22 protein-coding genes and 2 pseudogenes are annotated in these 23,571 nt (G+C 45.6%); 9 read left to right on the forward strand and 15 right to left on the reverse strand.

The features are described from left to right. The first annotated feature begins 506 nt into the window (after positions 1-506). From QUB13_RS21620 to QUB13_RS21630, 3 genes are all read left to right on the forward strand, one after another. A complete protein-coding gene (locus tag QUB13_RS21620; protein ID WP_333384589.1) occupies positions 507-1,064 on the forward strand; it encodes an HPP family protein in 558 nt (185 codons plus the stop codon). A gap of 874 nt (positions 1,065-1,938) precedes the next feature. Beyond that, positions 1,939-2,916 carry a shikimate dehydrogenase gene (locus QUB13_RS21625; protein ID WP_333384591.1) on the forward strand — a complete coding sequence of 326 codons (978 nt, stop codon included), beginning with the start codon at positions 1,939-1,941 and terminating at the stop codon, positions 2,914-2,916. Between the two features lie 114 nt (positions 2,917-3,030). After that, entirely contained in the window at positions 3,031-3,462 is a 432-nt protein-coding gene (locus QUB13_RS21630; RefSeq protein ID WP_333384594.1) for a hypothetical protein, read from the forward strand. A 237-nt stretch (positions 3,463-3,699) separates the two neighbouring features. On the opposite strand, the gene QUB13_RS21635 is transcribed toward QUB13_RS21630, so the two are convergent. The 4 genes from QUB13_RS21635 to QUB13_RS21650 form a co-directional block, all read right to left on the reverse strand. Continuing rightward, positions 3,700-3,987 carry a YggT family protein gene (locus QUB13_RS21635; RefSeq protein ID WP_194012794.1) on the reverse strand — a complete coding sequence of 96 codons (288 nt, stop codon included), beginning with the start codon at positions 3,985-3,987 and terminating at the stop codon, positions 3,700-3,702. 27 nt (positions 3,988-4,014) lie between these two features. Beyond that, positions 4,015-4,200: a hypothetical protein gene (locus QUB13_RS21640; protein ID WP_333384597.1), complete on the reverse strand. Its 186-nt coding sequence runs from the start codon at positions 4,198-4,200 to the stop codon at positions 4,015-4,017. A gap of 24 nt (positions 4,201-4,224) precedes the next feature. Further along, entirely contained in the window at positions 4,225-4,548 is a 324-nt protein-coding gene (locus QUB13_RS21645) for a hypothetical protein (protein ID WP_333384600.1), read from the reverse strand. A 156-nt stretch (positions 4,549-4,704) separates the two neighbouring features. Beyond that, on the reverse strand, positions 4,705-5,073 hold the full coding sequence (locus tag QUB13_RS21650) for a YkgJ family cysteine cluster protein (RefSeq protein ID WP_333384603.1): 369 nt from the start codon (positions 5,071-5,073) through the stop codon (positions 4,705-4,707). A gap of 482 nt (positions 5,074-5,555) precedes the next feature. Between QUB13_RS21650 and psb30 the strand changes: the two genes are divergently transcribed. Beyond that, a complete protein-coding gene (psb30, locus tag QUB13_RS21655; RefSeq protein WP_106149210.1) occupies positions 5,556-5,696 on the forward strand; it encodes a photosystem II reaction center protein Ycf12/Psb30 in 141 nt (46 codons plus the stop codon). Positions 5,697-6,177: 481 nt separating this feature from the next. Here the strand turns inward: psb30 and recJ are convergent, their stop codons facing one another. Further along, positions 6,178-8,253 (reverse strand): single-stranded-DNA-specific exonuclease RecJ, encoded by a 2,076-nt coding sequence (recJ, locus tag QUB13_RS21660; protein ID WP_333384605.1) that lies wholly within the window; start codon positions 8,251-8,253, stop codon positions 6,178-6,180. Between the two features lie 343 nt (positions 8,254-8,596). Between recJ and QUB13_RS21665 the strand changes: the two genes are divergently transcribed. Continuing rightward, entirely contained in the window at positions 8,597-9,502 is a 906-nt protein-coding gene (locus QUB13_RS21665; protein ID WP_333384607.1) for a bestrophin family protein, read from the forward strand. 275 nt (positions 9,503-9,777) lie between these two features. Here QUB13_RS21665 and lnt read toward each other — a convergent pair whose 3' ends face one another. Together lnt and QUB13_RS21675 are read right to left on the reverse strand one after the other, a co-directional pair. Next, the gene (lnt, locus tag QUB13_RS21670) at positions 9,778-11,613 is read right to left on the reverse strand and encodes an apolipoprotein N-acyltransferase (protein ID WP_333384611.1); all 1,836 of its coding nucleotides are present in this window, start codon (positions 11,611-11,613) and stop codon (positions 9,778-9,780) included. Positions 11,614-12,112: 499 nt separating this feature from the next. Continuing rightward, positions 12,113-12,460: a histidine triad nucleotide-binding protein gene (locus tag QUB13_RS21675; protein WP_333384615.1), complete on the reverse strand. Its 348-nt coding sequence runs from the start codon at positions 12,458-12,460 to the stop codon at positions 12,113-12,115. On the opposite strand from QUB13_RS21675, the gene QUB13_RS21680 reads away from it, so the two are divergent. Both QUB13_RS21680 and QUB13_RS21685 read left to right on the forward strand, forming a co-directional pair. Continuing rightward, complete coding sequence (locus QUB13_RS21680; RefSeq protein WP_333384618.1) at positions 12,459-12,623, forward strand: hypothetical protein; 165 nt, start codon at positions 12,459-12,461, stop codon at positions 12,621-12,623. The two genes, QUB13_RS21675 and QUB13_RS21680, sit on opposite strands and share 2 nt — an antisense overlap. Positions 12,624-12,809: 186 nt before the next feature. Next, positions 12,810-14,339: a YifB family Mg chelatase-like AAA ATPase gene (locus QUB13_RS21685; protein ID WP_333384621.1), complete on the forward strand. Its 1,530-nt coding sequence runs from the start codon at positions 12,810-12,812 to the stop codon at positions 14,337-14,339. A gap of 21 nt (positions 14,340-14,360) precedes the next feature. Here the strand turns inward: QUB13_RS21685 and QUB13_RS21690 are convergent, their stop codons facing one another. Both QUB13_RS21690 and QUB13_RS21695 read right to left on the reverse strand, forming a co-directional pair. After that, positions 14,361-14,582: a type II toxin-antitoxin system HicB family antitoxin gene (locus QUB13_RS21690; protein WP_333384623.1), complete on the reverse strand. Its 222-nt coding sequence runs from the start codon at positions 14,580-14,582 to the stop codon at positions 14,361-14,363. Positions 14,583-14,594: 12 nt separating this feature from the next. Then, a pseudogene (locus QUB13_RS21695) lies at positions 14,595-14,819 on the reverse strand (helix-turn-helix domain-containing protein); the annotation flags it as partial. A gap of 139 nt (positions 14,820-14,958) precedes the next feature. On the opposite strand from QUB13_RS21695, the pseudogene QUB13_RS21700 reads away from it, so the two are divergent. Further along, positions 14,959-16,137: pseudogene (locus QUB13_RS21700) on the forward strand (IS4 family transposase). A 160-nt stretch (positions 16,138-16,297) separates the two neighbouring features. On the opposite strand, the gene QUB13_RS21705 reads toward QUB13_RS21700, so the two are convergent. After that, positions 16,298-17,002 (reverse strand): rhomboid family intramembrane serine protease, encoded by a 705-nt coding sequence (locus QUB13_RS21705; protein ID WP_333384626.1) that lies wholly within the window; start codon positions 17,000-17,002, stop codon positions 16,298-16,300. 114 nt (positions 17,003-17,116) lie between these two features. After that, positions 17,117-17,254: an MFS transporter gene (locus QUB13_RS21710; RefSeq protein ID WP_228049856.1), complete on the reverse strand. Its 138-nt coding sequence runs from the start codon at positions 17,252-17,254 to the stop codon at positions 17,117-17,119. Positions 17,255-17,326: 72 nt separating this feature from the next. On the opposite strand from QUB13_RS21710, the gene QUB13_RS21715 reads away from it, so the two are divergent. Then, the gene (locus QUB13_RS21715) at positions 17,327-17,734 is read left to right on the forward strand and encodes a GNAT family N-acetyltransferase (RefSeq protein ID WP_333384629.1); all 408 of its coding nucleotides are present in this window, start codon (positions 17,327-17,329) and stop codon (positions 17,732-17,734) included. Here QUB13_RS21715 and QUB13_RS21720 read toward each other — a convergent pair whose 3' ends face one another. The 4 genes from QUB13_RS21720 to QUB13_RS21735 all read right to left on the reverse strand — a co-directional run bounded on the left by QUB13_RS21720 (position 17,735) and on the right by QUB13_RS21735 (position 23,550). Then, positions 17,735-19,753, reverse strand: coding sequence for a glycoside hydrolase family 10 protein (locus QUB13_RS21720; protein ID WP_333384632.1), 2,019 nt, complete (start codon positions 19,751-19,753; stop codon positions 17,735-17,737). Between the two features lie 176 nt (positions 19,754-19,929). Next, entirely contained in the window at positions 19,930-21,342 is a 1,413-nt protein-coding gene (tftA, locus tag QUB13_RS21725) for a hormogonium tapered terminus morphoprotein TftA (protein ID WP_333384635.1), read from the reverse strand. 170 nt (positions 21,343-21,512) lie between these two features. Further along, positions 21,513-22,610, reverse strand: a complete 1,098-nt coding sequence (locus QUB13_RS21730; protein ID WP_333384638.1) for a DJ-1/PfpI/YhbO family deglycase/protease — start codon at positions 22,608-22,610, stop codon at positions 21,513-21,515. 181 nt (positions 22,611-22,791) lie between these two features. After that, positions 22,792-23,550, reverse strand: coding sequence for an SDR family NAD(P)-dependent oxidoreductase (locus QUB13_RS21735; protein WP_333384641.1), 759 nt, complete (start codon positions 23,548-23,550; stop codon positions 22,792-22,794). Positions 23,551-23,571 lie beyond the last annotated feature (21 nt).

Raw genomic sequence — 23,571 nt, forward strand, 5'->3', positions numbered from 1 at the left:
CATCGGAATGATTTAACCTTATTAGTACGCAGAGTACACAGAGGGAGAGAATATATATCTGAATCATTCCGATGCTACCGGATTTGATATCAGTCGGAGATCGACAGTTCTTTTAAGTATTATTACTGATTGACAAATGCAGCCAGTGTCTTAACTTATCAGGAATGACCGGAAAAGGGCGATCGCACGGCTAAACCAGAGGCCGCTCCAAAGCGTGGGTGCGATCTGTCAATTCATTCTTACTCGGTATCGCACCTGACAAATAACCTCTCGTTTTACCCAGAGCACTCGGAGGGCTACGGGTGAAGTTTTGCCGTGGCCGGTAACGTATGTTGCACCGAGAAAACTTGCTAGTCCGTTCCAAGCGAATTGTGAGCTGCACCTGAAATGGCATAGAAGTAAAAAATCTGTACGTTTAACTACTTTTTTACAAATTGTTATGGTATCTTAACTTTAGTAGAGGCTGGATCAAACAATTTAAGAAGCCCGGTTATCAAATAACGTTTATGGTTGACCCTAAAAAAATTCTGCTGCAATGGGAAAGATATTGGTTTAAAATCCTTGGTAGATGGCAATCGTGCCCATTGACTTGCCGAATAGACAGACCTCATCACCGACATATTGTTTGGAGTTGGATTGGCAGTTTTTTGGCAATTACTGCAACGTCCTATCTTGCTGTAAAAACTAATTCTCCTTTACTAATGGCTCCGTTTGGCGCTACAAGCGTTCTAATTTTTGGTGTGCCTGACAGCCCCTTGGCTCAACCCCGGAATGTCATTGGAGGCAATTTCTTAGCTGCTCTAATAAGTTTAATAATTCTGCATTTTCTCGGTTCTTCTCCCTTTGCGATGGGGATAGCGGTTTCTAGTGCGATCGGCATTATGCAGATGACCTGCACTCTACATCCGCCTTCGGGAGCAGTTGCATTAGTCGTCATGATGACCAAACCAGACTGGCAATTTTTGCTAACACCTGCTTTTGAAGGATCGATGATCTTGGTCTTGTGCGCCGTGATATTTAATAATTTAGCGGAAGAAAGGACGTATCCCAATCACTGGCTATAGCAGGGTCTCTGATTAGTTCAAGTTATAAGTACGATCGCAATTTCATATATAATTTCTGGGCGGGTGACAAAGATATTTAGGAAATAGACTGTTAGGAGGGTTGCAGCACGCAACCCTTTTCTATCGAAGTCGCATTTATTTGGAGTTAATGTTATTAACTGTTGCGCCTATTCAAAATATTTTCGTCGTGATATCTGGGTGTGAAAATTATCCCGCGCTCAAAAAAAATATTCAGCACCACAATGGAAAGTGTGTGAGTCCCGATAGATTGCGGGATTGCGAATATACTATTGATTTTGGGGACATAATTTTTGCCCTAGGGATGAAGAGGTGATTATTAAGTAAGGGTTTTGATAGTCCATCGATGGCGAGAAAAAATGGACGAGACTAGACTCAAGAGATATCGAAAAAATTTACAGGAAAGATTAACCGAAATTTTAAATTTAGCGCTAGAAAATAAGGGTGATATCTGGTTACGAAAAGCCTAGGGTTGGCTGATTGACAATGTAGTTATATTTCTGGAAGATGCGACAATTCCACCCACGAACAATCAGAGTGAACTGGCGATTCTGATCAGTGTAATATTTGGCCGCGTGACTAAGGGCTTCGGTTCAGAATAAATCCGGGATGGGGAAAGCAGCGGTGCGTTCAGTTGTCAATACTGGCAAAGGTTTGGGTTGAACTGCCGATCGATCTATTCAACCAGCGCTCCGTACTAATGGCTCCCTTTTTTTCCTGGTTGAGCAATTACCAAAAAATGTATAATAGCGCTATCAAAATTATTCTTGATTCTTCTTTTCTGCTTCCATCAAAAGCCATCGGTTAAATCGGTTAAAACAATTGGTTGCCGAATTTCCTTCCACATCAAACTACTATGATTCAAGGCACTACTAAACTGCTCGGAGTAATCGGTCATCCCGTCACACATTCTCTGTCGCCGGCGATGCACAATGCTGCTATTGCTCACTTGGGAGTCGATTTTGTTTATCTCCCATTTCCGGTAAAACCAGAGGATTTAAAGGCTGCGCTTGCAGGCTTTGGGGCGATCGACCTTCGGGGATTTAGCATCACGATTCCGCACAAACAAGCCATCTTACCGCTGCTGTCGGAAGTTTCGCCGATCGCCCGGGCGATCGGCGCAGTCAATACCGTCTACCGAACTGACAAAGGCTGGTGCGGCACAAATACTGACGTAGAAGGCTTTCTCGCGCCGTTGCAAACTCCCCCAAACTCTCCTTACGAAGGGGGGGCTAAAGACGTGATTTCTCCCTTAGAAAACGACGATATGGCTGTTGAATCCAGTCCCCCCCCTTACCAAGGGGGGGCTAGGGGGGGTTCCGATTGGAGTCAGAAAGTAGCGGTAATTTTGGGGAATGGCGGGGCGGCGAGGGCTGTTGTGGCTGGATGCGCTCAATTGGGATGTGCCGAGATTCACGTTGTCGGCCGCAGCGCCCAAAATTTAGCGGAATTTCAGCAGAGTTGGGTAAATTCTCCGATGCCGGTGCAAAATTTGCAGGTGCATACTTGGGATAATTTGTCAATGTTAATTTCGCAGGCGGATTTGCTGGTGAATACGACTCCTGTGGGGATGCACCCGCACGGGGAAAAGTCGCCGGTTTCTGCTGCTGCGCTCGATCGACTGGCCGCAGGTGCGATCGCCTACGATCTAATTTACACCCCGAATCCGACTCAGTTTCTCAAAGATGCACAGCAAAGAGGGGCGCTAGCTATTGACGGACTCGAAATGCTCGTTCAACAAGGAGCCGCCGCCTTGAAAATTTGGCTGGACACAGAATCAGTTCCAGTCGATGTGATGCGCCAAGCCCTGCGGCAGCATTTAGGCTTAGACTGATGCTATTTGTGTGGCGGTAGGGAAACCGCGCAGTGCTGTTTCCCTGAAGATGTTGAAAATTAGATCGTGAATTCGCGCTAAGCTGGGAATTAAAATATACTTGCGCTGCAATTTATGAAATTTCGAGCTATCAGTCTTTTTTTTGCTACTTGCGCGATCGCAATTTTTAGTTTGATATACACTCCGCCCGCTTGGGCTCTGACACAGATCAAACTTTCAGATCTTTCTTATCGCGAATGTCCGGCCGAAATGGCAGAAGGAACAGTCACTAGCGGCAGTTCTATGGAAGCTAACTGCTTTTTGATTACTGGAAAAGCGGAAAATAGTAGCGGTAAACCTGTTGTCAATGCCGATATTTTCGGCCGCATTTATGATGCAGATGAAAATCCGGTGATGCAAAACCGAACTCGCTTGGGTTCCATCGCAGAAGTTCCTCCCGGAGTTAGCGATTTTCAGATCAGAATTTCGGTGTCCAGCAATCAGCGAACACCTTTGAAGCTCAAGCAATTTAAGGCTACAGGTTTTACTGGTGTGGTTCGCCGCTAACAAAACTATTTGAGCTTTTGGGTTGGCTGCCCTGAAATTGCGATGCAGTTTTCGATTTTTGCTTGTAGATTTTAGATTGTTGAGTGGCTGGCAATTTCTCATTTCTAATTTACGAAGAACTCCCCAGCTTTTCAACCGGGGAGTTCATTTAAGAAGGTCAAATCTAAAATTTAGTTGCCTGCAGCTACGTTTGCCAAACAATTTACGCTTGCTGCTTAAGAAATTAAGCTTTTCTAACTACAAGGCTGTTTGCAAGCTGGTTAAAAGACCGATCAAGAATTCCGAGCCGAACTGAAGTAAAAAGAATGCAATCAGCGGCGAAAAGTCAATCCCTCCTAGGGGTGGAATAATCGATCGGAACAGATTTAGGTAAGGATCTGTAAGCTGACTCAAAATCGAAAACGGGGGATCGTACCAATTGATGTTGGGGAACCAGCTTAGGAGCACCCTAGCAATCATTAGGAATGTATAGATTTGCAGAAATGTGGACAGCGTGGTTGCCAAAAGACCTATGGAATAACTCATATATTCTGCTTGAAGTTTGAGTAAAGTTTACAGACGCTTCAACTTTAAGCTTAGCATAGCTGGGGGAGCGGGCGAGGGTGGGAGCATCCCGATTTGGTAAAAATGTTGTTTGGGAATGCGATTTTCCGGCTCGCTTGTGTTTGTCTCTGGCTTCGTGCTGTGCAAGCGAAAACACTCCGGCGTGAAAGTCGATCGCCCGGATGCAACTGGCATACTAATCTAAAATTTTAAATTGATTCAGGAGTCTCGGGCGATCGAACCCTCGCTGCTGTGCGCTGGCCCATTCCCGTTGACATCGCCTAGTTGCAGCCGCACGTCATCGATGGTCTGATTTAGCTGGGCAATTTTATCTTCCAAACTCAGCCTTGCTACTTCCATCCCTTCGGCTTCGAGTTGGCTGGCTTTTTTCTGGCGGATCTTTCTTACCTCTGCTTCTGAAGGTTCACTCAGCAAAGCTTCCGCAGCGCGCCGCGACAGCAAAGCGCCGAAAACTGCGCCCACCAAGCCACCAACTGCGGCTCCGGCAATGAATCCCCCTGTAAAACCTTCTCGATTGCTCATGGCTCAACTCAACTGCGCGATATTTCGGTGATTTATTTATTTTGACACTATCGGCTGGAGAAACTGGTTCCCGATCGTTCAATTTTAGATTTTAGATTGAGATAGCGATCGGGCAAAGGAGCTGGAGGGACAAAACCCAAAGGAACATCAACTCGGTTAATTACCGGGTAAGGCGAGAATTCCCACTTCTGAGTTGAAGCGGATCATCTCCAAAGATCGATCGCCATAAAGGTCTTCAATGTGCTCTAAGCAGCACTCGATCGCGAAATCGTTCAACTCGGCCGGCTCAATCCCGTACATCTCCTCAAACACCTCAGAGTCTACCCGACAAAAGCGCGGTCGATCGGCGTATATTCCGCATTCTCGCGTAGTTCTGTCAAAATTGATACACCAACCGTCATCTCCGACCAAGCCCAAATATAGCTCTAATTCCTCAGCAGACAAATACTCGTCTAAGTCAGGGCGCTCTGTTGGTTCTAGGTAACAACAAGCACCGCATTGTTTTACGCAACGCCAATTCGCCATAGTTCGATTTTAGATTTTAGATTTTAGATTTTAGATTTTAGATTCTTCGGCTTGCTTCGGCTAGGCCAGCGGACAAGTCGCGAGTGTACAAGTTTTAGAGTTTAGATACTGCGACGGAGGCCTACAAGTTTGAGATTTTAGATTGGGCCCGCTAGCGGGAAAATCGGAAACCCCAGAATATTTCAGCTTTTGGTAGTATATCAAGTGCCAGCGCTAGAGGCGGGAAAGTCCCGGCTTCGGATGCGTACAAAATCCTGGTTTACTCGATCGCTCGTTCATTAGTTCCTCTCGGATTCTCTCCCCCTATCGAGCAATAGAGGAGTTTTTGACCGGAATGCGCGATCGCTGGGAGGTCGATCGTTCTTTACATTTTGTTGAATTTTGTAAACTTCCTTAAAAAATAGGGACAATAGCCCGGTAAAATCAGAAGCGGATTTTCTAATTGAACAATCTAGACTTAATAACTACAGTCAGGAGGACACATGGACTTTATAACCGATCTTTTCAGCGGCCTCGACGGTGTAAACTACCAACTCATTGTTCAAGTAGCTTTACTCGCAGCAGTCGTGCTTTCGGGCCCGATCGTGATTTTTCTATTGGCCGCTAAAGGCGGCGACCTGTAATTATAGCACGCTAGGTGGCGATCGAGAGTTGGGAGTTTTGGTTTTAAATGTGATGCACTCATTCCCAAAGCTCGATCGGCAATCGATTTGAGATTTTCCATTTTTCGATTTGAGATTGGGGCATTGAAGGATTGATATCATGTCCGCTCAATTAACCACACGCGCGTCAGGTTCGTAGTGCGGACGACCGTCCGCTCTTCCAACAGGTTCGTAGTGCGGACGACCGTCGGCTCTTAAACAAAGGAGTTTCGGGCGCACTACAAACCGTTTTTGTTAGAGTAATCAATCCGACATGAGATGAGGGATCGGTGAGTATCTCCTATGAGAGATCGAACTGCGATCGCATCTAAAATTTAAGCTCGATCGCAACAGTTCGAGCCAAAGTAATTTAGATAGGCGGGAAAGAGCCTTTCTTTACCCGCGACTTCTAGAAAAAGAGAAGTGTGGCAGATGTTTGAGTTATTAAATGACAACCGCTAAATCAAATACCGAGGGCGTGTTTAGCAGTTTGAATCAAATTCTCAAAAAAAGGTAAAGATACATCGACTTCTCTAGCATCGAGGCGGGAGTTGCCCAACAAACCGATGTTTTGTCCGGGTGCAACAGCCAAAACTTGCCCTTGAGAGTTGCGAATTCTCAACTCCTCTTGAGAACCGGCGGGAGACAGACTGCAAGAATAAGTGCGATCGCAATAATCAAACTCAACTTTTCCAAACATCGGCGGCCTCGAACTAGCAGCACTAGCAGGCAAGCGGACACCCAACAATTCTAACTCAACCGATGTCTTGCCCTTAAAACTATTTTCCCGCAATCGGTAAGCAATATCAACCCGCCGAGGCAAAGGAAAATATTCCCCCCAACGCCAAGCAATCGCCTTCACACTAGGCGAGCCTTTTTCATCTTGAGTTGCAGTTAGTTTAACGTGGCCTCCTTTACCCACAATTTTCTGTTCAGTGATGCAAACATTAGCCGTCCAAAATACAGGAGCCTTATTTTCAATTCCGCAGGGTTCTAAAGCATCAATTTGTCGGTAAAGATCGAGATTAATCTCAGCCAAATCTGCTCGCACATCTACAGAAACCAGCGGCTTGAGGTGTTCCGGCTGCAAACATTGATTGGCAAAAACTGACAGTTGATGGCGAAATTGTTCTAGATTCTGGGCCGGCATAGAAAAACCGCCAGCCGCTTTATGTCCGCCAAATTTAGTTAATAAATCCGCGCAAAAATTCAGCCCGTCAAATATATTAAATTCAGGAATTCCCCTCGCCGAGCCCCGGATGATATTAGCCGTTTCGCCACCCTCATCCTCAAAAGTACCGATAAAAACGGGTACGCCGTAACGTTCCAGCAACCGAGAAGCCACAATCCCAATCACCCCGTGGTGCCAACCGGGTTGCACCACAACTAAAACCCGTTCCTGCTGCAAATCGAGATCACTTTTCTCGCACCAAGCAATCGCTTCCTGCTCAATTTCCTGACACAACTCCTGCCGGCGCTGATTGATTTGTTCGCACTGCATCGCGTTTTTGAGTGCCAATTCGCGATCGTCCGTCGTCAGCAACTCGATCACAATTTGAGGGTCAGCCAGCCGCCCCACAGCATTAATCCGCGGGCCCAGCCGAAAACCAATATCTTCAGGCTTTAACGTATTATTAGCTTGACTTTTTGAATTAAAAAGAGGTAAAGTTTCCGCACTTCCCGCCTGCACTCCGGCCACCTGAATCAAAGCTTGAACGCCAGCTAATTGCGAGTGAGGCAACAGCCGCAAGCCCCGCTTTACCCAGCGGCGATTAACCCCAGTCAAAGGAGCTAAATCCGCAATAGTTCCCAAAGTAAATAACTCCAGCAGCGGATTTACTAACCCACCAACTTTATTCAAATCTTGAGCTAAAGTAATCGCCAAAACATAGGCAACACCTACCCCAGCCAAGCCGCGATAAGGGGAAGATTCCGCAATTAATTTCGGGTTGAGAATAGCATCCGCCGGCGGTAGTTTTGGTGGCAAATCGTGGTGGTCTGTAATAATAACTTTTACACCGAGTTCTCGCGCTCTGGCAACGGGCCCATAGGCTGCAATCCCGTTGTCAACTGTCAGAATCAGAGCCACACCTTCGGCGTGAAATTCTTCTACAATGCGATCGTTAATCCCGTAACCTTCTCGCATCCGGCTGGGAATAGCATAATCCACCTTCGCGCCCAGAGCCCTGAGAGCTCGCAGCAACAAAGCCGTGCTCGTCATCCCGTCAGCATCGTAATCGCCGCAAATCGCAATTTTCTGCCCTCCCGAAATCGCCTCCCGCAACAATTTGACACTCGCAGCCAAATCGGGAAACTCATCCATTGGCGCGGGCAAAACCAGAGATTCCGGTTCGATAAACCCTTGCACTTCTTCAACAGAATCGATACCTCGGTTAATCAGTACCTGTGCTAGCAAAGACGACAAACCGATTTCGGCGGCAAACTGTTCGGCTTGCTGCGGTTGAGGCGCATAAATTTGCCACCGTTGGTTGGGCAATCGGGGAGAATTCGGGGGCAAAGATGTCGGTAGCTCTTGCACGGAAGCTGAGATATTAAAGATACACAACCAATCTTACCTAATTAAGTGCATCAGTCAATCAATTTTAGATTTTAGATTTTAGATTTTAGATTTTAGATTTTAGATTTTAGATCGATCCTAAAGATGAGTTTTTTGGGTAAAATTCAAAGGTTGTTTGTAGGAAAGCTTTTTTCGGAAGCTCTCACCGCACCCCAATAGGGATACCAGCGCCCTATAGAAGTTGTGAAAAGCCCCAATTTTAGACCAAAGTTCCAACCCCCAGATTGCATCTGCCCTTGTCAATCGCCAATCGAAAATAGACTGTGGGCGCAGACGAGTGATTTAATTTTATGAGGAGAATTGCATGAATGTCGATCGACCGTCTTGGTTTAACATTGCATTACAGGTTCGGGGCTCCGTCATTCCCTCAATTTGGTTACGGGTTTTACTGTGCGGTGGCTTTGGACTTTTTATTTCCCTGCTGCACTTTTTGAAATGGCCGGTTTCCTTACCCATTTTATCTAGTATTGTACCGAGTATTGTGCTGGGTTTACTGCTAGTTTTTCGGACAAATACAGCCTACGAGAGATTTTGGGAAGGTCGGAAAATGTGGGGAACCTTAGTCAACAACGTCCGCAATTTAGCGCGCCAAATCTGGGTAGCTATTGAGGAAAAAGATCCGCAGGATAGCGCCATAAAAAAGTCAGTCCTGCGCCTGTTACCTGCCTTTGCAATATCGATGAAATTGCACTTGCGCCAAGAAGTGGTAAATTCAAGATTGGAGCCGTTGATGTCCCCAGCGCAGTACCAAAAGCTCAAGTCGATGAACAATCCGCCGCTAGAAATTGCCTTTTGGATTGAGGATTATTTGCACGAGCAATACGAGCGCAATTACCTTGATGTCTATCAGTTAACTGCTATGAAGGAGTTGCTCAACTCTATGATTGATGTATTAGGTGGCTGCGAGCGAATTTTGAAGACACCTATCCCTTTGGCTTACACGATTCACCTGAAGCAGCTATTGTTGCTTTACTGTTTGGCACTGCCCTTTCAAATGGTGAATGATTTGAGTTGGGGAACCGGCCCTGTTGTGGCTTTAATTAGTTTTACTTTGTTCGGCATCGAAGAAATCGGGATTGAAATTGAAAATCCCTTCGGGCATGATACCAATGATTTGCCTTTGGACAATATTTGTGCTACCATGCAGCGCAATATCGACGATTTAATTACTTTATCTCCTAATGTTCACGAACAGGTTAAAGATAAGTAGAATTATTAGTCATTAGTCATTAGTAGCTGTGGTGCGTCGCTATGAAAGATTACCGAATAAAATCGATAATTGATCGAGCGACGCACCTGTGCGTACAAGATTGAGTCAACAAAGCCAATAATTTGATTACACCTCTTGCATAAATCACGGAATAGATAGAGCAACCGCAGATTTTAGGCAGATAAACACAGATAAACGCAGATGTTTTTAAGATAGGAGAGTGAGTGAGTGCAATCTTGTCGATTGTCGCAAAATTTGTGATAAATTGTTAGACATTAATTTCTAAGAATCAACCGCATCAACCCAGCTAAAACCAACAATAAAGGCGTCAGCCAATCTCCCCAGCGCACGTACAAAGTCCTAGTTTTCCGCCGATAAATTGTAGCATCTTGGACTTCGTAGGTATTAAGTCCAGACTTCCAAACCGTCTCGCCGTGAGGATTTACAAAAGCAGAGTACCCCGTATTAGTTGCGATAACTGCCCATCTATCAGTTTCTATTGCGCGCATCACATCGAGGGCGTGATGTTGGGCCAGCATCGGCGGTTTGTAATGGGCATTGTTGGAAGCTGTAATCATAAATTCGCCTCCCTGTGCTGCTTGATATCGGAAATTTTCAGCAAAGGCGGAATCGTAACAAATTCCGACAATGGCGCGGCCAAATGGCGTATCAAACAATTGTTTTGAGTTTCCTGCTACTAAACGAGCATCTAAGGGTGACAGCCGATTTATAATCCCGCCTAAGATTTCGTAAAAAGGGATATATTCGCCTAAAGGCACCAGCTTTAGTTTATCGTAGCGGCCGACAATTTGTCCCGTTTTGTCGATCGCCAATAAGCTATTAGTGAGACCATTTTCTTCCTGTCCAAATCCTCCCACCCAAGCCACTACACCGCGTTCGAGAATAGCTTGATAAAAGGAAAGAGTGGAACGCTGATACTCGTTTGTCCAGATAAAAGGCAAAGCGGTCTCTGGAATTAACACAGCATCGACGTTTCTGTCTGCTAACTCTTTGTATCCAGCGGTGTAACCTTCCAAAGCGCGCCGCCAGCCCCCTGAGTCAAACTTAATTTCGTTAGGAATATTGCCTTGAATAATCCCAATTTTTAATGCTGTTCCGGCTTCTTGAATTAAGGGGCGATTGTATAAACTCCAGCCGACAATATGCAAAACTAAAAACAAACCCGCAGGCAAAATATAAGCTACCCAATTTTTCCTTTTTCCTTCTTCCTTTTCTCCACTCCCTTCTTCCTTCTTCCCTCTTCCTTCTTCCCTCTTCCTTCTTCCCTCTTCCTTCTTCCTTCTTCCTTCAATAAAAGCTTCGGCAATTAAGCCATTTACTGCTACGATGGCGGCTGTTACTGCAGCGGGGCCGGAGAGTTGACCGAGGTGCAATATTGGTAAATTGTGCGGGCTTTGGGTGTATGATAGTGATGTCCACCACAGCGAACCTGTGCTCCAAATACTTTCTAAGGCGCACCACAAAGCTGTGCCAATTAAAACGCGGGTTAATGCTGAAAATTGAGTTTTACCCCCCCCAGCCCCCCCTTGTAAAGGGGGGGAGTTAAGAGTTAGATTTTGACTTGGTAAAGGGGGGGAGTTAAGCAGAGGATTTTTAGCTGGTAATGTGAGGGAGTTGAGAATTACAAATAGCCACGCCCAAACGGTGACTAATGCGGCTCCCCAAAGGGTGATGAATGTCCAGCAAAAAAGTGCGATCGCCAGACTGGGCCACCAAGGAACACCCAACCAAGTCATGGGGTGTATTCCCATAATCCAAGATAAGGCTAATCCGTGATAGCCAATTCCCCACAGTACGGGAAGAAGGAAGAAGTTCGGCAACGGATTCTGTAACGGATTTAACGGATTTAACGGATGGGAGGAAGAAGGAAGAAAAAGAAATTTTTGTTTTTTTTCTGTGATTATTGGCTGTTGATAACTGACAACCATAACCCACAGCGGAACTAATGCAATCCAGGCTAAGGGCCAAGCATTGAATGGTGCTGTTGTCAATGCCATCAAAATGCCGCTGAAAAATGCGATCGCCCAAGCTAATACTTGAGATTTCCCAAGCGCGAGTTTTTCAAATTTAAGCCGGTTAAATATTGCCACTTTGACGATCGCTAAATCTAATAATTCTTAATTAATATATCACGTTCGGTCAATTAACTGTTTTTAGTGAGGACTTCAGTCCGCATCCATTACCAGGAGGAAAGTCCTCACTACGAAGCATTTTGATTGCGAGCGTTGCAGCGGAAATAAGATCGGAAATAAGTCTCTTAAGTTATATTTGCTCAAACAAAAAGCTAATTTTAGCTGTTGATTGAAGGAGCGATCGTTGCTACCGGGGTGACTTCACTGGCGGCCAAGTCGAGGGGGAAGTTGCGATCGAACTACATTCTCAATAGACTGCTTGCATTCATGCCAAAACCATCTTAAAATTATCTGCGCTGCATCTGTGTCGATCGGCCTGACATCTGCGGTTGACCGACTCGCATCAAAGATATGCGGCAAAAATTTGTTGACCAAAAAACCCGGTTTCTGAGGCGCTAATCGCAATCAACCGGGTTTCTGAAGATGAGTTCGTAAATGGGGCCTGCAAAATTAACCTTTAGCCAGGGGGCCAGTTCATCTGCCGTCCGCCGAGAATGTGAAGGTGGAGGTGGTCTACAGTTTGGCCGCCGTCATTACCGGTATTGATCGCGACGCGATAGCCGTTGGACAGGCCCTCTTGTTCTGCTACCCGCTTGACAGTCAGCAGCAGGTGTCCCATCAGAGCATGGTCTCCCGACTCGGCATCGGCTAATTTGGGAATAGGTTTTTTGGGAATGACGAGGATGTGGACTGGCGCTTGGGGATTGATATCTCTGAAGGCGAGGGCCAAGTCGTCCTCATAAACGATGTCTGCTGGAATCTCTTTGCGGATGATTTTGCTGAAAAGCGTTTCTTGAGTTGTCATGGGTGTTAAGGAAGGAAGTTCGGCAACGAGCAATGTACGGGATGTAACGGATGGGAGGAAGGATGAGGGAAGACGGAAGACGGAAGACGGAAGACGGAAGACGGAAGAAGGAAGAGGGAAGAAGTGGCAAGGCCCAAGAGGGAAGGCAGAAGGCGGAAGGTAGAAGGCAGAAGGCGGAAGGCAGAAGGCGAAGAGGGAAGAGGGAAGGGGGAAGACTCAGCAGCAGAGGAGCAAAAAGAGAAAAGGAAGAGGCAAGGAAAAGTTTTTCTTGCTTCTTCCGATATTCATTAGTCATTGTTAATCATAATATATGATGAATCAAAGACAGGCAAATTAGGGATCGAGAAAAATGCTTGCTAGGGTTTGGAGTGCATCGATCGTAGGCATTGACGCGGTAAAGGTGGGTGTGGAGGCTGATGTGTCGGGGGGGCTGCCGAAAATTGTGGTGGTGGGGTTGCCTGATTCGGCGGTGCAAGAAGCTAAAGAAAGGGTTAAGGCTACGCTAAAAAATTCGGGTTATGCTTTTCCGATGCGGAGTATTGTGATAAATTTAACTCCGGCGGATTTGCGGAAGGAAGGGCCGAGCTTTGATTTGCCGATCGCCATTGGCATTTTGGCAGCGTCGGAACAAGTCAGCGCTGAACTTTTGGGAGATTATTTGTTTTTGGGCGAACTGTCCTTAGATGGAAGTTTGCGGGCTGTGTCTGGGGTGTTGCCGATCGCCGCTGCTGCTGCCAAAATGGGTGTTTCTGGGTTAATTGTACCGGCTGGTAATGCGGAAGAAGCCGCTTTGGTGCAGGGAATATCTGTTTACGGTTTTGAAAATATTTTTGCAGTTACTGATTTTTTAAACAATCCTCAAGTTTATTCGCCGGTACAAGTAAACGGTCGAGAAGAGTTAGCAAAAAAGCGGATTCCGGGTCTAGATTTAAAGGATGTAAAGGGGCAAATTCACGCGCGGCGGGCTTTGGAAATTGCGGCGGCGGGGGGACACAATTTGATTTTTGTCGGGCCCCCAGGGAGCGGTAAGACTATGCTGGCGAGACGTTTGCCTGGTATTTTGCCGCCGCTGACTTTTGATGAAGCTTTGGATGTAACTCAAATTCATTCGGTGGCGGGGTTGTTGAAGGATAAGGGAATGCTGGTGAGCGATCGGCCTTTTCGCAGTCCTCACCATTCGGCATCGGGGCCTTCTCTGGTTGGCGGGGGCAGTTTTCCGCGTCCGGGTGAAATTTCTTTAGCACATCGCGGCATCCTTTTTTTGGATGAATTAACTGAGTTTAAAAGAGATGTTTTGGAGTTTTTGCGGCAACCGTTGGAAGATGGTTATGTGACGATTTCTCGGACTAGACAATCGGTGATGTTTCCGGCACAATTCACTTTAGTTGCTAGTACGAATCCTTGCGCTTGCGGTTATTACGGCGACTCGATCCAACAGTGTACTTGTTCGCCGCAAAAGCGAGAGCAATATTGGGCAAAACTTTCGGGGCCTTTGATGGATAGGATTGATTTGCAGGTGGCGGTTAATCGTTTGAAACCGGAGGAGATTACGCGACAGCCGACGGGGGAGGAGTCGGAACCGGTGCGGGTGAGGGTGCAGCGGGCGCGAGAGCTCGCAACTCGCCGTTTTCAGTCGGAATCTAGCTTGCGCTGTAATGCGGAAATGCAAAGCAGTCATATTAACCAATGGTGTCAGTTGGATGATGCTTCGCGGAATTTGTTGGAGATGGCGATTCGGAAGTTGGGGCTTTCGGCGCGGGCGAGCGATCGAATTTTGAAGGTTGCGAGAACTATTGCTGATTTGTCGGGGGATGAAAGCTTGAAAACGAATCATGTGGGGGAGGCGGTGCAGTATCGGACGATCGATCGGATGCAGTAAGGTGGATTTGTGCGATGTTTTTCAAGTCGTAAGTTGATATATTGCAGGTCGATATTTTGGTTCGGGAATGGGTTTTCCCGTAGCTTTTGCAGCTTCAAGCCATGCTGTTTTAGCAATCTGTACTTCCTGCAAAGCTGATTCTGGGGTTTCGCCAAAAGCTGAACAGTATTTTAAATCGGGAATATCAGCAATGTAGCCTTCATTTTGGTTGCTGTAAAAAATATTGATGCGATAGTCTTTCATAGTTCATCATCCTTAATTTTGAGCTATATCGTGTATTCCTGCTTCGTAAAATCCTTCCTCTTGAAGAAATTGAGTTAATTCCTTAAGTCCTTGGCGACGCATCACTTTTCGCTGTTCTTGATAAATGATTAAATCCTTAAATCGAATCCGCCGATGGGAACCTACTTTGATATAAGGAATTGCTCCTTCATCTAGCAAATTCACAAGAAATGGTCGCGATACATTCAAGATATCAGCCGCTTGCTGCGTCGCTTAGCGGGTGACAAGGCACTTCTAGTCTAAACAGGACAAAGCTTTGAGAGAATGGTAAGGTAAAAAAATAAGGAGCCACACGGGCTCCCCAAAAAACAAAATGTTGCCACCATGATACTAAAAAATCCTGTGCACTCATCTCAATGAAAGCCAATACTTAACCTTACAACTGCTGTTGTTATTGCTTCAGGCTCATCGTCAGGTCAAGCTCTCCGTATTAGCCAGTGTCTTTCCTCAACCGATTCAATATCAAAGCCGCTTTCCGAAACTTACAACGCTTGAGAGTGTTGCCTCAGTTGTGTATCAAACTGTTATGGTTTCCCCTGATTAAATATTGGATTCGGCAAGAGCAAACGTCCAAGCGCTTAAACCGAGAACAACGTCGTTGTGTACGAAAACTCAAACATCAAAAGTATGGCTATTGGATCGTTACAATCGACCGGACACAGTGGAAAGGACATAATATATTTATGGTTAGTCTAGTCTGGGGAACTCATGCTCTGCCAATATATTGGGAACTCTTAAAGAAGTCAGGTAACAGTGACCTCAAGACTCAAAAACGACTTGTAGGTACAGTCCTTATTCTATTTAAGAAATACCCCGTTTTGGTATAATGGCGATCGAGAGTTTCATAGCCCCAAACTCGCATCATGGCTTGATTCCAGGGGTGTATCTTTTGCACTACGTCAGAAAAAGGACTTCCAATTTCAAGAGAATTTAGGTGAAGACTATCAAGTGTTCAAAAAGCTTGGCTTCAAACCTGGGATGTCCAAATTTTATCAGAATATTTTGGGAAATAAAGGAGACGGTTTAGGGCCATTTAATCTGGCTGTATATTGGAAACGAAAATATCGTAAGCCAGGGCCAAAAGAACCTTGGTACATTCTGACAAATCTCCCTAATCTGAAGCTGACTTTAGATGTTTATTGTTGTCGGTGGGACATCGAACAGATGTTCAAAGATTACAAAACTGGTGGTGATAATTTAGAAGATACCAAGGTCAATGAAGCTCGTTTGTTAGCTTGAGTCTTGTTGATTTCGCTCGCTTATAGTTTGGCAACGATTCACGGACAATGGATCAAGAAATTAGGTGTAGAAATTTATGCTGGGCGGAGCTCGGAGCATCAAGACAAAACCCCACGACAAAGTGAATTTAGTCTGAGCCTCTATGGACAACGGTGGATCTATGGGATGGAATTATGGAACGATTGGGTAATAAGTCTAATTGCGCTCAAGCCCCATAAATAAACGTCTCTATTTTTGTGGCTTCTACGCCCTATCCCTTGTGCAGCAAGCATTATAGGTGCGTTGTCACCCGTTAAGAGAAAAATCACAACAAAGAGCCAAGTATAGCACCGAACTTTAAAAAAAATCAGAGGTTTGAAACCGCAGATAAACGCAGATAAACGCCGATTTAGTTGGCAGTTTATCTGCGTTAATTTGCATTCATCTGCGGTGAAAAATTAAATCCTATCGTCCTCAGAAAAAAGTCCCAACAAAGGGCCGAGAATAGCGCCGAAAACAAAGCCGCCGGCGTGAGCCCAGTAGGCAACTCCCCCGGATTCCATGCCGACATTTGCAGGGGCATTTAAGGAAGCCAACCCGCTCAATGCTTGCTGTGCAAACCAAAATCCGAGAAAGAAGAAAGCGGGGATTCTGACGGTGGTAATAAAGATTCCTAACGGCAGCAGTGTTAGAACTTTGGCTTGGGGATATTTGAGAATGTAAGCTCCCATCACGCCTGCGATCGCGCCGCTAGCACCAAGGGACGGAATGGCTGATGCTGAGGAAAAAAACCACTGAGTTAGTGATGCTAAAACGCCGCAGGTAAGGTAAAATATTATAAATTTGACGTGTCCTAAACGGTCTTCTACATTGTTGCCAAAAATCCACAAAAATAACATATTTCCGGCAATGTGGAGAAAGCCTGCGTGCAGGAATTGGGAGCTAACTAGCGTAGTCCATTCGGGAAATGGCGAAACTGGCAGCGCTACCCGACACATATTGCTTAGCTGGCAAGGAACTACCGCCCAAGAGTAGAAAAATTGCGTTAATTGGCGATCGCCCAAGGAGAGTTCGTACAAAAATACTAATACGTTTGCAGCAATCAGCCCGTAGGTAACGTAGGGAGTGATGCTGATCGGGTTTTCGTCGCGTAAGGGAACCACAGCCGTTTTTTCCTCAAGATCAAAAATATTGGCAACAGGATAGCGTATTTGCCTGCAATATTTCTTCTATCGCAAGGAAGAAGTTATTAGTCAGTTGTCTGTTGTCTGTTGAATTTATCTGTTGTCAGGATTGCCGTAAATCATTTGGGAAACTTTGGGGGTTTTGTCTCCGATGTGAAAAGTGCGGGCTGTTTCTTCGATCGCCCGATCGGCATTTGTGACTCGCTCGAATTGGCGAAAGTTTTTTGTCAATGGGATGGACAAAAATTAGGTATCATAGTCTAGAAGTGAAGTTTCGATAGATTTTAGTTCATGTCGATCCAGTTGGCAAAATCCGATTCACAAATCCTTGAATGCTTTCCGATATTGGCTCAATTACGTCCACACCTGAAACAAGAGGATTTTTTGGAGAAAGTTCAGCGTCAAAAGCAGAATGGTTACCAGTTGGCTTTTTTAGAACGAGATGCTCAAATATTTGCTGTAGCAGGGTTCTGTATTGATGAGTGTTTGGCGTGGGGACGATTTTTGTATGTTTATGATTTGGTTGTTGATGAAACAGTGCGGTCAAAAGGTTACGGGCAAAATCTGTTTGAGTGGTTGATAGAATTTGGCAGGCACCATGATTGCAAAGAGTTACATCTAGATTCAGGAGTTCAGCGTTTTGATGCCCATCGCTTCTATTTGCAGCAACGTATGAACATTATATGCCATCATTTTTCGCTAAACTTGTGATTATATTTCTATGAAAACTCCTACACTTTCTACAGCCATGATACTCACCGCGCACAAAGCATAAATTCCCGTTCCTACGGCTACTTGTACTGTGTCTGCATTGAGAATTTTGATAAGCTTCCAGCTATCTCCATTTTTTTGATAAAGCGTCCACGAACGAATGTTTTTATCGGCGGGATTTTTCCACTGCAAAATATTGCTGTTGCCAACTTTTTGGACTACGGCTGATGCGGGAGGGGCTGGTCGCGTTCCATTTTGCCAAGGCATCACGGGAACGAGTGCAGGTTGCGTGTATGTAGTGGATTTGAAATTATCGTATATTTTTTGGCGATTGTCGCTAAATGCTTTCATGCTGAAGAAAACATTGCCTAAAGCTAAGTTTTGTTTGGAGTTGCGCGTAATCTCAATTTGATTGTTGATTTCGTCTACATTCCACTTCTGACCGTCAAGCTTTCCTAAGTTATTTCCCACATAAATATGTCTGTTTTGCGGGTTATTTTCTAGCCACCATTGCAGCAAAACTGGATAGCTTTGAGCTGTTTGGTCGATGCGCCAATAAAGTTGCGGATTGAGATAATCGACCCAACCTGATACTAACCATTTTTTGGCATCGGCGTAAAGTGTTTCGTAGGCATCTAAACCGCGACTTTGGGGCGGCTGGCCGGGGCGATATATGCCGAAGGGACTGATGCCGAATTTAACGTTGGGTTTGGCTGCTCGAATTCCTTCTCCTAGTCTTTTAACTAGCTTGTTAACATTTTCCCGACGCCAATCTCCTAAACTCATTTTTCCGCCTCTGGAGACGTAACTATTGTAAATTTTGCTGTCGGGAAATTCTTTGCCGGCAATTGGATAAGGATAGAAATAATCGTCGAAGTGAACGCCGTCTATATCGTAGCGCTTTACTACGTCTAAAATGACGTTGTAAGTTTTTTCTAGCACTAAATCAATTCCCGGATCCATCCACCAGTCGTCGCCCCACGGATAAACGCATTCGGGATTGGTAACAGAGATGTGCGGGCTGACGTTGGGAGGGGTTTGGGTATAAGAAACTTTGGCGCGGTAGGGATTGAACCAAGCGTGAACTTCTATGTTGCGTTTGTGGCTTTCTGCAACGGCAAATATTAAAGGGTCATAATAAGGTTCTGGTGGTTTTCCTTGAGTTCCTGTCAGCCATGAACTCCAAGGTTCTAATTGTGAGGCGTAAAGGGCGTCGCCTGCTGCTCTAATTTGGAGGATAATTGCATTGAAATTCATTTCTTGTACCCTGTCAAGAATTTTTAACAGTTCGGCTTTTTGCTGTTCTGTTGAGAGTTTGTTGCTGAACGGCCAGTCTATGTTCCACACTGATGTTATCCAAACTCCGCGAAATTCTCGCTGGTGGTTGACGTAAACTTGGGGTCGGGGAACTTTGCTGAGAACTATAATATATTGATTGTATATTGCTGGTGCTTTTTTGAGATACACTAATGCTTGATAAACCCAGGCTGAAATATCGGCTCTGGTGGCGCTTCCGGCGGGATTTAATAAGTTTAAATTTGGATAGTTTACGACTATTTCGGATTGGGTGGCTATGACGATCGCATTTTTGGCATAGTTGGGAATTTCTGTGCTGTCTAGGTAGATGTTTGATAGGATAAGATTGCTTGTTGGTACACTATTTGAGCCAAATACTCCGCTAACTAAGGCAACTAATGCCTCGGCTCTGGTAATCCTGTTTTCGGGTTGGAACAGGTTGTCGGGGTAGCCGGAAATAAACCCTCTTTTATATGCTGTTTGAATGGCGGCGGCGGCCCAGTGAGTGGCGGGAACGTCGATAAAGGGAATGTAGGGCCGTTTGTCGGGTATGGGAAAGGCTTTGCTGACAATGGCGGCAAATTGGGCGCGGGTTAGGTTGCTGTTGGGGCGAAAAGTGCGATCGGGAAATCCGCTAATTACTGACCGTTCTACTAAGCCGTCAATAAATATTTTTGCCCAATTATTTTGAATGTCGGAAAATTGGATGTTGCTAGAAACCATAGTTATTTAATAATCGGGAATTTGGCATTGTTGACTGTTGACTGTTGACTGTTGACTGTTGACTGTTGACTGTTAACAGTTAACTGTGGACTGTTAACTGTTAACTGTTGACGGCTTTGAGTGATGACAACTGACAACTATCAACTATCAACTATCAACTGTCAACTGTCAACTGACTACAATAAACCTGCATTTTCGTAGAAAAGCCGGATGATATTGATGATTTTTTCTCCGTATAATGGGTCAGAATTCCAGCGTCCGGCAAGTTCGTTGACTGTGGGGGCGACACCGCGCTTGACAAAGCGAAAACGCACGTTTTCTTTAACTAAAGGTTGGTCGATAGGTTCGATGCTGCCGTAAGCTTTTAGATGCTGAATTTGCCCTCTAATTCCTGTCCTGACATCGGGAAATGAGAGGCCGGAATTTGTGGGGCTGATGACTCCCATGTCGGCAAAGTTAAATTGTTCTGCTTTTACTGCAATGCCAAATTTGAGATAGTTTGTTTCTAAACACATTTGGCCAAAAGCTACGTCGTGGTTAACTCCTTCTGCAGCTGCTTCTTGCACGTAAATTTGAGGTAAACTCGGAAAGTTTGCTGAGGCTTTGCTGTTATTTTTGGCGAGAAATGCTGTCATTTGTTGGGCGGTAGTTAGACCCCGACCCATGATTTTTGCTACGCCTGAGAGGATATCACGGCGCGATCGCAGCAATACTGATGTTGTAGACTGATCCCATGCTACGGAAATATCCCGATCGCGCAAATCGATCGCCCGCACGAAAACTACTCCATTGTACGTTACCCGGCGATCGACTGCCTCTGGTTCGACGTTGAGAAGGTCTAGAACTTCGGAAGGGACAAAGGAATTTCCGTTCACCAAAATGCCTTTATCTTCGTGCGGCCCACCGTTAATTTGGATATTAATTAAGGGATAAACTATAGGTGTCGGCGCGGGCGTTGGTGTTGGTGCGGGTGTGGGTGTTGGTGTCGGTGTTGGTGTGGGTGTCGGTGGTGTTAAGGGTTTCAAATTCGTATTTTTTAACCAAGCTTCGAGCCCGTCAGCGAGTCCGAGGGCGACATCGCGGCGGCGAGTTTGAATAATTCGCAAGTCGTCGGGACTGGTCAAAAAACCGAGTTCAATCAGTAGCGAAGGAATGTTGACGCGCCGACAAAATGCGAGGCTACCAACACCAGCTTCAGTATCTGGTTTTGCGCCGCGGTTGGGTATTTCTCGGCACCTGCGTAAATAGCCGTTTAAAATTAAATCCGCATCTGCTTTTCGCTTAGGGTTGCTGCCAATATAAAACGCAGTGGCACCGCGAACTTGGGGATTAGAAAAAGAGTCGCCGTGAATTTCTATCGCTACATCTCCGGCGACGCTGCGGTTGTTTATCCAAGCGATAGTTTCTACCAAACTCAGAGTATCCGGCACGGAGAAAGTGTTGATGCCTCGCTGCCGCAATTCGGCTACTACTAACTCGCGAGTTTGGATCATTTCCTGGGCTTCGGTTGTGCCAAGCGCGATCGCCCCCATATCCCGCAAGCTGCCTTCAAACCCGCCGTGTCCTGCTGAAACAAAAATAGAACCCATTTTATAAAATTCTCCACCTTGCAGTTAATTTAGCGTCTGCTTTGTAGTCTTGGGATTTATTTTACCCCAAAGGCGTATATTTTATTATTGCATAGCAAATTTGTAGTTGCGCTCTAGGTGGGGGTTTTAACCCCTTGGCACAACTACAAAATTATTGATCCGGCGGCTAGTTACATCGTAACAGCGGGGCTAGTCGAAGGTTTTGGCGGCTTAATGTCCTGGGAAACTGCACGGGCGCGGAAGAGTTTAGCAAAGGCTTGCTCGCACTTAGACAAATCCGCTTCTATCTCTGTAAAAATGTCAGTTGATACCGGATCTGTAAACTGGGCCCGCAGGTTGTGGATATCGACAACACCAGTTTGCAAATCGCCCAAAATGGTTCGCAACAAAAACGTTTCATCAGTTCCTTGGAGCGAAGTTTTTAATTTAGCGTATTTATCAGCAATTTGGGCGGGAATTGAGGGTTTTTCGCCGAAATCGTTCAGGCGTTTTTCCAGAGCGAGGATGTGGTGCTGTTTGTTTTGAACCATTTCTGCAAGGAACGATCGCAAATCGGCATCTCCGGTTTTTTCCGCATAATTTTGAAACGCTTCGCAAGCATAACGTTCCCCTGCGAGGGCGGTATTCAAACCTTTAGCAATATCGCCTTGTGTGGAGCCTCCCCAAGCATTAGCTAGTTTCCACCATTCTGCACTGCTGTCAGTTTCTTCTGGTAAACCTACTGCTTTACCGCCGTAACCGAGGCGAGCCAGAATTGCAGTAGTAAATATTGCTAAATCGCCCGGTTGGCGGGAAGTAATCAAGTTACCATCAACTACTAAAGGTTCGTTGATGTAGTTAGCTCCGGCATTAATCATGTCGGTTTTTATTGCTAAAAATCCAGTCGCATTTTTGCCTTTTAGCAAGTCGGCTTCAATCAAAAGTTGCGGCCCGTGACAAACAGCAGCGACTATTTTTCCTTGCTCGAAAGCTTCTTTGACAAACCCCACTGTATTGGGATTAGTCCGCATGGTATCGGGAGCCATACCGCCGGGAATTATCACTGCATCGAATTCTTCTGCTACTGATTCAGTGGTAGTTCCGTCAGCTTGCTGCGAAACTTTACCATTTTTTCCGGCATACTTTTCGTTAGTACGGGAACCGAGAACAACTACTTCAAATCCTGCTTGTTTTAAGGCGTTGTAAGGAACTAGGAATTCGGAATCTTCTACTCCATTTTCGATAAGGATAGCAACTCGTTTGCTTTTGGTTACGTTATCTGCTGTCATAATCAGTTTTCCTTAAGGTAGTATTTTATAAAATTTAATTTATTTGTTGCTGTTTTCGCGTCTGGCTAAGGTTATAAATTGGTTGGTGGCAAAATGTGTGTTCATGAGTCTTTGGAGGTAGTCGTAAGGTGCGCATTGCGCACCCTACAATTAGATGTTTTGTGCAGTATCACGGATAGCATCAATGCACGTAAGAGGCGCCGTTAATGTCGATCGTTGTCCCGGTAGCGTGCGGGGCTAAACCAGAGGCTAAAAAAGCGATAACATTGGCGACATCTTGAGGAGGAGCGATTTTGCCGATCGGGATATCGCGCACAATCTCTGCTTCGCCAAACTCCCGAATAAACTTATCTGCCATTTCCGTACTGACAAATCCCGGTGCAACAGTAAAAGCCAAAATATTCTCAGCCGCAAATCCTCTAGCAATGCTGCGAGTTAAAGCAACAATCGCACCTTTTGAGGCGGCATAGTGGAGGTAATTAGGGTCATCGCCGCGAAAAGCAGCGCGACTTGCTATATTAATAATTGTACCACCACTGCGAGTTTTGAAATGTAGAATTGCTTCCCGGCACAAATCAGCAACAGCAACTAAATTAACTTGTAAAGTTTGCTGCCAAACCGACGACCAAATATCAAATTCCTCCTCAATACCCGCCGACTGCATAATCCCAGCATTGTTAACTATAATATCAATATGACCGCGCCATTTTACCGCATCTCGCCACAAACTCGCAGCCGCATTTTCTAGCATCAAATCTGCAGGTAATAAATAACAGCGATCGCCCGCCACACTTGCTGCTACCGATTCCGCCGCTTGGTGACTGTGACAGTAATGCAAAATCACCTCAGCCCCAGCATTAACCAGAGTCCGAACCGTCACTGCACCAATCCCTTTCGAGCCACCAGTTACTAAAATTACCTTTCCGGTTAAATCAATCATTTCTGTCTCTCTCTGCGGTTA

Origin of the sequence: Microcoleus sp. B4-D4 (assembly GCF_036705185.1) — a bacterium.
Taxonomy (GTDB): domain Bacteria; phylum Cyanobacteriota; class Cyanobacteriia; order Cyanobacteriales; family Microcoleaceae; genus Microcoleus.

What these genes read in the sequence shown, in the direction of transcription:
- QUB13_RS21620 (WP_333384589.1), top strand. Translation starts at nt 507, where the DNA reads ATGGTTGACCCTAAAAAAATTCTGCTGCAATGGGAAAGATATTGGTTT.
- QUB13_RS21625 (WP_333384591.1), top strand. Translation starts at nt 1,939, where the DNA reads ATGATTCAAGGCACTACTAAACTGCTCGGAGTAATCGGTCATCCCGTC.
- QUB13_RS21630 (WP_333384594.1), top strand. Translation starts at nt 3,031, where the DNA reads ATGAAATTTCGAGCTATCAGTCTTTTTTTTGCTACTTGCGCGATCGCA.
- QUB13_RS21635 (WP_194012794.1), bottom strand. Translation starts at nt 3,987, where the DNA reads ATGAGTTATTCCATAGGTCTTTTGGCAACCACGCTGTCCACATTTCTG.
- QUB13_RS21640 (WP_333384597.1), bottom strand. Translation starts at nt 4,200, where the DNA reads ATGCCAGTTGCATCCGGGCGATCGACTTTCACGCCGGAGTGTTTTCGC.
- QUB13_RS21645 (WP_333384600.1), bottom strand. Translation starts at nt 4,548, where the DNA reads ATGAGCAATCGAGAAGGTTTTACAGGGGGATTCATTGCCGGAGCCGCA.
- QUB13_RS21650 (WP_333384603.1), bottom strand. Translation starts at nt 5,073, where the DNA reads ATGGCGAATTGGCGTTGCGTAAAACAATGCGGTGCTTGTTGTTACCTA.
- psb30 (WP_106149210.1), top strand. Translation starts at nt 5,556, where the DNA reads ATGGACTTTATAACCGATCTTTTCAGCGGCCTCGACGGTGTAAACTAC.
- QUB13_RS21665 (WP_333384607.1), top strand. Translation starts at nt 8,597, where the DNA reads ATGAATGTCGATCGACCGTCTTGGTTTAACATTGCATTACAGGTTCGG.
- QUB13_RS21680 (WP_333384618.1), top strand. Translation starts at nt 12,459, where the DNA reads ATGGGTGTTAAGGAAGGAAGTTCGGCAACGAGCAATGTACGGGATGTA.
- QUB13_RS21675 (WP_333384615.1), bottom strand. Translation starts at nt 12,460, where the DNA reads ATGACAACTCAAGAAACGCTTTTCAGCAAAATCATCCGCAAAGAGATT.
- QUB13_RS21685 (WP_333384621.1), top strand. Translation starts at nt 12,810, where the DNA reads ATGCTTGCTAGGGTTTGGAGTGCATCGATCGTAGGCATTGACGCGGTA.
- QUB13_RS21690 (WP_333384623.1), bottom strand. Translation starts at nt 14,582, where the DNA reads ATGAAAGACTATCGCATCAATATTTTTTACAGCAACCAAAATGAAGGC.
- QUB13_RS21720 (WP_333384632.1), bottom strand. Translation starts at nt 19,753, where the DNA reads ATGGTTTCTAGCAACATCCAATTTTCCGACATTCAAAATAATTGGGCA.
- tftA (WP_333384635.1), bottom strand. Translation starts at nt 21,342, where the DNA reads ATGGGTTCTATTTTTGTTTCAGCAGGACACGGCGGGTTTGAAGGCAGC.
- QUB13_RS21730 (WP_333384638.1), bottom strand. Translation starts at nt 22,610, where the DNA reads ATGACAGCAGATAACGTAACCAAAAGCAAACGAGTTGCTATCCTTATC.
- QUB13_RS21735 (WP_333384641.1), bottom strand. Translation starts at nt 23,550, where the DNA reads ATGATTGATTTAACCGGAAAGGTAATTTTAGTAACTGGTGGCTCGAAA.